Source organism: Phaeobacter sp. S60 (assembly GCF_000826845.1).
GTDB classification, from domain to species: domain Bacteria; phylum Pseudomonadota; class Alphaproteobacteria; order Rhodobacterales; family Rhodobacteraceae; genus Phaeobacter; species Phaeobacter piscinae.
In genome coordinates, this window is the sequence record NZ_JSWJ01000035.1 from 1 (window position 1) to 6,915 (window position 6,915).

Consider the following 6,915-nt stretch of genomic DNA (forward strand, 5'->3'; position numbering starts at 1 on the left):
CCCCCGGCGCGAGTATGGGACAGGATGCGCCGGGGGAGAGTTGGCCGCGCGGCGGTATAAGCGCGGCTCAGGGAGGTTCAGAGAGGCTGCGAAAGCTGGTAGCCGATGGATACGGCCGCCACGACGCAGCAGAAGATCAGGAGCACCCAGAAGGTCAGAGCCAGAAACGGGTTGTTTGGCTCAATGGGCTGGGGCTTGTGCTTCCAAGGCCCCTTGCTCCATTCGTGTGAAACTGGCCCCCGGCGGGGTCCGCGTGAGTGTGGGTGGGACTGAGGGTCCGCCGGGGTGGGCGCAGCCTCGCGGCGCGCCAAGTCGATGATAGGGACATGGCGGTTCATCGGGCCATCTCCTGCACATCGTGGTTGAGTTCGTCGGCCATGCGAAGAAAGGCCGAAATGCCTGCGGCTGTTGCGCCATGGTGGTTCGCCTTGTCGCCGTTCTTGCGGGCGAACTCGGCGATCACCATGGATTGCTGCACCTCTTGCGCGAGGCGTCCAATCTCAGCGTGGTCAAGATCATGGTAGTCTACGGGAAGGCTCATCATCGTTACTCCGCTGCAATCTGTGTGATGGGCGAAACCGCGCGGGAGGCAGAGAATACGTCTGCCGCTGCAATCGCGGGATCGAAGTAGATGCGGCGCGCCTCTTCGGCGGCCTGTTCGGGAGTTGCGCCAGCCGGCATCCAGAATGAACGACGCAGGCGATGCGCCTGAACGGCCATCTTTGCCCAGACAGTGCGGTCAAGAAGCCATTCCTCTTGATCGTCAGCGCCTTCGCGCCAGCCCAGATCGAATGTCTCTGCCTCTGCCTGCTGTAGGGCCTCGATTTCAAGCGCCAGTTCGTATGCGTCCGCGCTGTCATCCATACCCATCAGAACGGCGGCGCGCTGCGTGACAGCTGCTTGCGCAGTCCATCCCAGGCGGATGTTCATCAGATCGGTTTTGAAGGCGCTGTCTTGCATGTCGGCTCTCCCTTGCTTGAGAACCGTTTTACATAATGTGAAATATGGGCGCAAGAGAAAAATTCACATAGTGTAAAATATCACAACCATGCCTTGCTCAAGCCCCTTGGGTCGGCTTACTTGAGGGCCTGTTTTCTTCAAGGGATATGCGAAATGGGCAATTTTTTAGGCGGCGCGATTATTGCGACAGCTCTGTGTTATTGGGCGTGGGGAGGCCGGGAGACTTACATTGAAAATGTGGAAGCTCACGAAGACGGTTTTGGTTCAGCCACTCACATCTTAAGAAAAATTGGCAGCGGGCAGGTGGCGGTATTTCACGGCTTTGTAATGGACGATGATGCCTGCCAGACTGCGGCCAAGGCGCTGGAGCGTCAGGGGGGATATTACGAGTGCGCCCCCGCTAGTGCGGCGATCCCTGTGGATTGAGAGATAGATATTATACGCGCGCAAAGAAAAACCCCGCCGGGGCGGGGTTGTTTGCGGGCTTTGTGGCGGCCTACATTTTGCTGCACGATCCGATAGAAATGGATGGGGTGTCGCCATCCTTTTGCTCACTGCCTGGATGCGAGTTTGTAAAGCCAACCGTGTAAGTGGCAATAAATCGTAGAGTGTCAGAGTTCAGCTTAAAACTGTTAAACCCATCACAGTACAGCCAATTAGAGGTCTGAAGTTTTCCATCGAGATAATAGGAGAACCCTTGCCGACACTGCGCGGCAGCGTATTTAGTTCCAAACTCAAAAACGCCATAAGCTTCCACCCCCGACGTTGAGTTGTACCCATATTCGTCTAGGCGCAGGGGTCTAACCAAAAACCGGCTGCTTGCATGAAAGTTCACAGATTCCCATCTTTTGCCGCTGGCGTCAATTTTGAAGCCTGTCGACAGCTCAGTTAGGCAAATGTAGCTTGCCCCTTCGGAAAAAGCGGCGGTTGGTGATGCTGAAATGATCAGTGGTACAAGCAGTCTTTTCACGTTTTTCTCGCCAACTCCGCCGGCCAATGAAGCCTGACACGCGCCGCCCAGATCAGTTGCACGTTGTGCGTGTTAGATCCGGTTGGGTTCAATGAAATAAGATGAAAAAGCCCAGGTTTATCGCCAGCCTTGACCTGCTTAACCCAACCCATGCCGTCAGCGTCCTCACAAACGCAGCGGTGACCGATGACGTCTCCGGGCACGCCATCTGAGCTATCCCGCGTGTAAAACAGCAGGTCTCCGGCGGAATACACCGGCTCCATGCTGTCCCCCTCGACTTCCACAGCAACAACGCCGTGTGGGTATAGACCGGGTGGGCATTCAACCTGCGGCCCGTCGCCCTTTTCGTAGGCGTCGAATACAGGAACCTGCGCCCCGGCGCCGACTTTACCGGCTATGGCGATGGTTGGGCGATCCTCAACGATGAGATCAGAGACGGCAACGCCAAGGATATTTGCGATGCCCTCCATATAAGTCTCATTCATGCGGCGCTTGCCTTTCTCCAAGCCGTTATAGAGGCCCGTCGAAATTTCCAGCCGATCAGCCATGTCTTCTTGGGTTAGGCCGGCGGCGAGGCGTTTTTCACGTATGTTGAATCTCATGCCTACCCTATGAGGCATGTCATGTTTGTGATCCACGTACACTATGTAAAATACTCCTTGCTGTAAAAATTCACATAATGTAAAAGTTCGGTATGGATATCACCGAACACATCAACGCAAAGGGGCTCTCGCGGGACAAAATCTGCGAGCAAGCTGGTATTTCCCGGCCATTTTTGAGCCTTATTGAGCGAAAGGAGCGCAGCCCAGGGCCTAAGACGGTCGGTCGGCTGGCAAAGGCTCTTGGGGTCACTGTCCGAGATTTGCGGCCCGATTTGGCAGGCATCTTCGGGGATGCCGCCTAACCAACCCTGTAAAATCAGACTTTGGGACTTCACATGACCCATTCACGAGCCTCCTTGGCTACACCCGTTTCATCCTCACGCATCAGACGTATGCGCGACGGCTGGAAAAATCTTGCAAAACCGCAAAGCAACCGCAAAACGGCCCGCCGGTTTTTCTCGGATATGCTCTGGGTCGCGTTCCCGGCCACCTCGGATCATGACCTTTGCAAGCGCGCGGCGGTGGCATTGGAGGTCAACGCCCGCACAGTCAACAACTGGCTGAACTGCCACAATGACGCGCCGGGGCCGATTGTTCTCAAGGTGCTTTTGATCGCTGGCGCTGAGATCGTTTTCCAGCAGATCGAGGGCCCGAAATGAGCGTCCGCTTGCACCTTTTGGCCCGTTGGTACGAGGCCAGATCCCGCCGTGCATATCGCAGGTATCAAGCCCTCAAAGCCCGCGCAGAGCGCATCCGCGCACACATGGGGTGGCGGGTATGAGTGATCCCATCCTGAACGCCATTGCGCGTCAGAAGTCATCGGCCTGTCTCTTTGCACTTCGCATCCACCTGCGCCGAGACGGGAAATGGTCGGACGATCTGCACAACCCAGCATTCGACGCCAAGACAGTGAAACTGGAGGCGGGGTGGAAATGAGCGGAGTGTCTGCAAAAGGCTTGTTCCGGGCGACTGGTAACGTGTCCACGGACACAGCGCCGCGCGAGGAACATGATTTTTACCCTACGCCGGCAGAAGTGACGCGCGCATTCCTGGCTTATGAGGGCAACCGCCTGCGCGAATTGGGATCCGTTTGGGAACCTGCCTGCGGCGACGGGGCGATGAAGCGCGAAATTGAAGCGTTCGGACTTAGCTGTGTTGCGTCTGACCTGATCGACCGAGGTTGCCAAGGCGCGGAAATCCGAAGCTTCTATGACTTCTCCATCACGATGGCACCGGCAATCGTCACCAATCCGCCATACTGCGAGATTAACGCGCGGGATGGCAGGGGGCGCTGGCTGGAACATGCGCTTTCCATGGGTGCTCAGTATGTCGCTTTCTTCCTGAACGCGGATTGGCCTTATGCGGCCGGGCTGTCTGAGCTTTTGGCGCGCAACCCCATCAGCCGTGTCTATGGCTGCCGCTGGAAGGTCGATTTTACTGGCAAGGGCTCCCCACCGCAGCGCAACGCATGGTTCATCTGGGACCGAGCGTGGTTGGGCGAAGAAACAGCTTTCCGCCTTATGGACCGGCAGGACGCGCGACAGGGGGCATTGCTATGAGGGATCGCCCCAATTGCATTGGCTTCCGTACACCGCCTGCCAGTGTACGTCAGGAGGCACGCCACCATGCTTGATGATGGACTTGATCGACTGTTGCGCCTTGCTGAAGCACAGCAGGCCGCAGAAGACCGCAAGGTCGCCGAGGTTGCGGCTCTGATCGGTGACAACGGCGGGCCGCCTTTGGACGATCCTTTCGGCATCGGAGCTCCGTGGCTTCAATACGCCGATGAGGCTGATCTGGCGCGCCTGGCAAAACTGCACCCACGTATCATGCGCCGCCAGAAGATCCTCTCAGACACGATCGCTGAGCGCACGAAGATCATGAAGCGCTGCATCCGCCGGATGCGCCGGGCAAGGGGGCAGAACTGATGGCAAGACGCTACGCAGCCAAGGTGGATGCCAACCAGGGCGAGATCGTTGCAGCCCTGCGCGCCGCTGGGGCCACTGTCACGCCGACACACGCGGCTGGGGATGGCTTTCCTGACCTCGCTGTCGGCTTTCGCGGGCAAAGCTTTCTGATCGAGGTGAAGGACGGCAGCAAGCCCCCAAGCGCCCGCAAGCTGACCCCTGATCAACAGAAATGGCACGCCACATGGCGCGGACAGAAAGCGGTGGCATCGACTGTCGCTGAGGCCCTCGCGGTGATCGGCGTGGAATATCGAGGTAAGATCACATGAGTAAGGGATACGTCTATGTTTTGAGAAACCCGAGCATGCCTGGGATCCTGAAAATAGGCCGGACGGAAAGGTCCGTCGCGCAGCGAGCCAACGAGCTATGGCAGACGGGAGTGCCTACACCATTTCAGGTGGCATACGAGGTTTTTTCGCCCAATTGCGTTGAGATGGAGTTGCGCGCACATGAGAAGTTTCATGATCAGCGCGTCAATGCCTCCCGTGAATTCTTTCGCGTCGAGGTTTCAGAGGTAATGCAGCATCTGGATAATGACCTGAGGTGGCAGGTCGAGTGTCTGGTGGATGAGTTCATTCCAGACCAAACGATTGTCGACACCGACTGCTTTGTGAACATCTGCGCCCTCAGGCCATCCGTGTACGAGGTCATGAGAGATGCTTTCCACCCATCTGAGGTCGTGGATGTTCTCTATCACGTCGAAGGTGCCGATATCCTCCCAGCTGTAGAGAGGCAGGCAGAGGCTGCCAGGAAGCGCCAGCAAGAGGCAAAGAGCCTTCGCATTGTGGGTGCGTCATGAGTGGCTGGATCTGTAGTTACCGCAAGATTTGGGACCACCCCATTTTCTCTGGGGCCGCGCACCGCGTCGGCGTGTGGCACTGGATGCTGCACAAGGCTGCTTGGAAGGATACCCGGTTCAACGTCGGCGGCAAGATGATCGACGTGAAGCGCGGGCAACTATGCGTGTCTCAGCGCCAGATGGAAGCTGAAACCGGCATGGGGCGGCAGGCGCTCCGCACGTTCTTGGGGCTGCTGGAAGCCGAAGGCGCGATAACCCAAATCGTAACCGGCAAGGCAACCCAAAGGCGCACCATCATAACCGTATGTAATTATGAGGAATATCAGGCCAAGGAAACGCCAAGCAGCCCAAGCTCCAACCCGCCAGCAACCCGCGAGCAACCCAATAAAGAACAAGTAAACAATAAAACAACCTCTCCTAACGGAGAGGATGCGGCTGCGCCGCCGACTGAGCCGAGCGGCGAGATCGTTGTTGTTTCCGCGTCCACGCAAGCCGTCTGGAAAGTTGGCAAGCCAATCCTTGCGGCGATGGGCGTCAAAGACCCCGGTCGGATGATCGGAAAGTGGATCAAGGAGGCCGGGCCGCCCGCCGTCCTCTTTGCAATTGAGGCCGCGCAGCAGGCCGGAACCCACGACCCGATCCCTTACATCACCGAAGTTCTGAAAGGCGAAAACCATGTCCACCCCAGCAACGCACCAGCTTCCCGCCGACCCGAAAACCGGCCTGACCCTGCCCTTGAGCAGATCGCTCGGCTCGCAGGACTTGGCGAAACATCGGGCTATGGTCGCGGTTGAGCTGGAAGTTCTCGCTAAGAAGTTTGACCGTTTCGGCTGGGAGCGCGACCGAGGATCAGCAGCGCACGACCGGATGCTGGTCGACTGGATGAACGCCCTGCAAGATTTCCCGCTCACCGAGGTTCAGGCCGCTTGCCGCGCCGCTGTTCTCAGCAACCCGAACAAGATGCCAAACGAGGGCCATATCCGCGCAGAGATCATCAAGGCCCGCGCCAAGGCGGTGCAGAGCCTTCCGCGCCCTGAGCCTGAGCCGAGCGCCCGGCGCGGGGATCCGGCCAACGCGGATCAGATCATGCGCGAGATCGGTTTCAAGCCTCGCCGCTTTGGGGCCTCTTCGCAGGAGGCCGCAGAATGACCGCCGAGAGCTGGGCCGCAATGCTGACACGCCATCACAGCGAAAAGATGGCCCGGATACAGGATGCGATCTCGCGCGGCCTGACCGGCACCGAGGCGGCCGCAGAAATGGCCTGCGAGGCTTCAATCCTTCACGGCTTCTGCCGGGACAACGGCATCAAGTGGCCCCGCAAGCCGGAGAGCGAAACGCCGCGATACAAGCGCCGCGCCGCTCTCTGCGCCCTCGGCCTGTCGGTCGAGGAGATGGCCAAGCGAGAGGGTATCAAGCCAGACAGCTTGAGGGCCTACCTCGCGAGAAACGAAATTGAAACACCCCTTTGATGGAGAGAGATATGGCAGGCTCAGTCAACAAAGTAATCCTGATCGGCAACCTCGGCCGTGATCCCGAAGTGCGCAGTTTCCAGAACGGTGGCAAGGTCTGCAACCTGCGGATCGCCACCTCGGAAACCTGGAAAGACCGCAACACCGG

The 6,915-nt window shown here is 58.2% G+C and carries 16 protein-coding genes; 12 read left to right on the forward strand and 4 right to left on the reverse strand.

The genetic code is table 11. The features are described 5' to 3' along the window. Positions 1-334: 334 nt before the first annotated feature. The gene (locus OO25_RS21450) at positions 335-541 is read right to left on the reverse strand and encodes a hypothetical protein (protein WP_139044813.1); all 207 of its coding nucleotides are present in this window, start codon (positions 539-541) and stop codon (positions 335-337) included. 5 nt (positions 542-546) lie between these two features. Continuing rightward, the gene (locus OO25_RS21455) at positions 547-960 is read right to left on the reverse strand and encodes a hypothetical protein (protein WP_040182816.1); all 414 of its coding nucleotides are present in this window, start codon (positions 958-960) and stop codon (positions 547-549) included. A 153-nt stretch (positions 961-1,113) separates the two neighbouring features. Between OO25_RS21455 and OO25_RS21460 the strand changes: the two genes are divergently transcribed. Continuing rightward, positions 1,114-1,386: a hypothetical protein gene (locus tag OO25_RS21460; protein ID WP_040182818.1), complete on the forward strand. Its 273-nt coding sequence runs from the start codon at positions 1,114-1,116 to the stop codon at positions 1,384-1,386. Positions 1,387-1,456: 70 nt separating this feature from the next. Here OO25_RS21460 and OO25_RS22875 read toward each other — a convergent pair whose 3' ends face one another. Both OO25_RS22875 and OO25_RS21465 read right to left on the reverse strand, forming a co-directional pair. Beyond that, positions 1,457-1,930, reverse strand: coding sequence for a hypothetical protein (locus tag OO25_RS22875; protein WP_139044814.1), 474 nt, complete (start codon positions 1,928-1,930; stop codon positions 1,457-1,459). Next, a complete protein-coding gene (locus OO25_RS21465; protein ID WP_040182820.1) occupies positions 1,927-2,550 on the reverse strand; it encodes an XRE family transcriptional regulator in 624 nt (207 codons plus the stop codon). Before OO25_RS21465 ends, OO25_RS22875 begins: the two co-directional genes overlap by 4 nt. Before the next feature lie 74 nt (positions 2,551-2,624). Between OO25_RS21465 and OO25_RS23505 the strand changes: the two genes are divergently transcribed. From OO25_RS23505 to ssb, 11 genes are all read left to right on the forward strand, one after another. Beyond that, positions 2,625-2,834 (forward strand): helix-turn-helix transcriptional regulator, encoded by a 210-nt coding sequence (locus tag OO25_RS23505; protein WP_082035392.1) that lies wholly within the window; start codon positions 2,625-2,627, stop codon positions 2,832-2,834. Positions 2,835-2,867: 33 nt separating this feature from the next. Then, positions 2,868-3,191 (forward strand): hypothetical protein, encoded by a 324-nt coding sequence (locus OO25_RS21475; RefSeq protein WP_139044815.1) that lies wholly within the window; start codon positions 2,868-2,870, stop codon positions 3,189-3,191. Between the two features lie 118 nt (positions 3,192-3,309). Beyond that, positions 3,310-3,468, forward strand: a complete 159-nt coding sequence (locus OO25_RS23065) for a hypothetical protein (protein WP_175304861.1) — start codon at positions 3,310-3,312, stop codon at positions 3,466-3,468. Between the two features lie 41 nt (positions 3,469-3,509). Further along, on the forward strand, positions 3,510-4,091 hold the full coding sequence (locus OO25_RS21480) for a hypothetical protein (RefSeq protein ID WP_139044816.1): 582 nt from the start codon (positions 3,510-3,512) through the stop codon (positions 4,089-4,091). 66 nt (positions 4,092-4,157) lie between these two features. Further along, positions 4,158-4,460, forward strand: a complete 303-nt coding sequence (locus OO25_RS21485) for a hypothetical protein (RefSeq protein ID WP_040182826.1) — start codon at positions 4,158-4,160, stop codon at positions 4,458-4,460. Next, positions 4,460-4,768, forward strand: coding sequence for a hypothetical protein (locus OO25_RS21490; RefSeq protein ID WP_040182827.1), 309 nt, complete (start codon positions 4,460-4,462; stop codon positions 4,766-4,768). Before OO25_RS21485 ends, OO25_RS21490 begins: the two co-directional genes overlap by 1 nt. Then, positions 4,765-5,298 carry a GIY-YIG nuclease family protein gene (locus OO25_RS22420; RefSeq protein WP_082035393.1) on the forward strand — a complete coding sequence of 178 codons (534 nt, stop codon included), beginning with the start codon at positions 4,765-4,767 and terminating at the stop codon, positions 5,296-5,298. The genes OO25_RS21490 and OO25_RS22420 overlap by 4 nt, the downstream gene beginning before the upstream one ends. Further along, positions 5,295-6,092, forward strand: coding sequence for a hypothetical protein (locus OO25_RS21500; protein WP_040182829.1), 798 nt, complete (start codon positions 5,295-5,297; stop codon positions 6,090-6,092). Before OO25_RS22420 ends, OO25_RS21500 begins: the two co-directional genes overlap by 4 nt. After that, positions 6,079-6,447: a hypothetical protein gene (locus OO25_RS21505; protein ID WP_040182831.1), complete on the forward strand. Its 369-nt coding sequence runs from the start codon at positions 6,079-6,081 to the stop codon at positions 6,445-6,447. Before OO25_RS21500 ends, OO25_RS21505 begins: the two co-directional genes overlap by 14 nt. Next, positions 6,444-6,767: a hypothetical protein gene (locus OO25_RS21510; protein ID WP_040182833.1), complete on the forward strand. Its 324-nt coding sequence runs from the start codon at positions 6,444-6,446 to the stop codon at positions 6,765-6,767. Before OO25_RS21505 ends, OO25_RS21510 begins: the two co-directional genes overlap by 4 nt. An 11-nt stretch (positions 6,768-6,778) precedes the next feature. Next, positions 6,779-6,915, forward strand: a 137-nt coding sequence (ssb, locus tag OO25_RS21515; RefSeq protein ID WP_040182839.1) for a single-stranded DNA-binding protein, incomplete at its 3' end; no start/stop codon positions are given.

What these genes read in the sequence shown, in the direction of transcription:
- OO25_RS21475 (WP_139044815.1), top strand. Translation starts at nt 2,868, where the DNA reads ATGACCCATTCACGAGCCTCCTTGGCTACACCCGTTTCATCCTCACGC.
- OO25_RS21450 (WP_139044813.1), bottom strand. Translation starts at nt 541, where the DNA reads ATGAGCCTTCCCGTAGACTACCATGATCTTGACCACGCTGAGATTGGA.
- OO25_RS21465 (WP_040182820.1), bottom strand. Translation starts at nt 2,550, where the DNA reads ATGCCTCATAGGGTAGGCATGAGATTCAACATACGTGAAAAACGCCTC.
- OO25_RS22420 (WP_082035393.1), top strand. Translation starts at nt 4,765, where the DNA reads ATGAGTAAGGGATACGTCTATGTTTTGAGAAACCCGAGCATGCCTGGG.
- OO25_RS21485 (WP_040182826.1), top strand. Translation starts at nt 4,158, where the DNA reads ATGCTTGATGATGGACTTGATCGACTGTTGCGCCTTGCTGAAGCACAG.
- OO25_RS21460 (WP_040182818.1), top strand. Translation starts at nt 1,114, where the DNA reads ATGGGCAATTTTTTAGGCGGCGCGATTATTGCGACAGCTCTGTGTTAT.
- OO25_RS21490 (WP_040182827.1), top strand. Translation starts at nt 4,460, where the DNA reads ATGGCAAGACGCTACGCAGCCAAGGTGGATGCCAACCAGGGCGAGATC.
- OO25_RS21510 (WP_040182833.1), top strand. Translation starts at nt 6,444, where the DNA reads ATGACCGCCGAGAGCTGGGCCGCAATGCTGACACGCCATCACAGCGAA.
- OO25_RS23505 (WP_082035392.1), top strand. Translation starts at nt 2,625, where the DNA reads ATGGATATCACCGAACACATCAACGCAAAGGGGCTCTCGCGGGACAAA.
- OO25_RS21500 (WP_040182829.1), top strand. Translation starts at nt 5,295, where the DNA reads ATGAGTGGCTGGATCTGTAGTTACCGCAAGATTTGGGACCACCCCATT.
- OO25_RS21505 (WP_040182831.1), top strand. Translation starts at nt 6,079, where the DNA reads ATGGTCGCGGTTGAGCTGGAAGTTCTCGCTAAGAAGTTTGACCGTTTC.
- OO25_RS23065 (WP_175304861.1), top strand. Translation starts at nt 3,310, where the DNA reads ATGAGTGATCCCATCCTGAACGCCATTGCGCGTCAGAAGTCATCGGCC.
- OO25_RS21455 (WP_040182816.1), bottom strand. Translation starts at nt 960, where the DNA reads ATGCAAGACAGCGCCTTCAAAACCGATCTGATGAACATCCGCCTGGGA.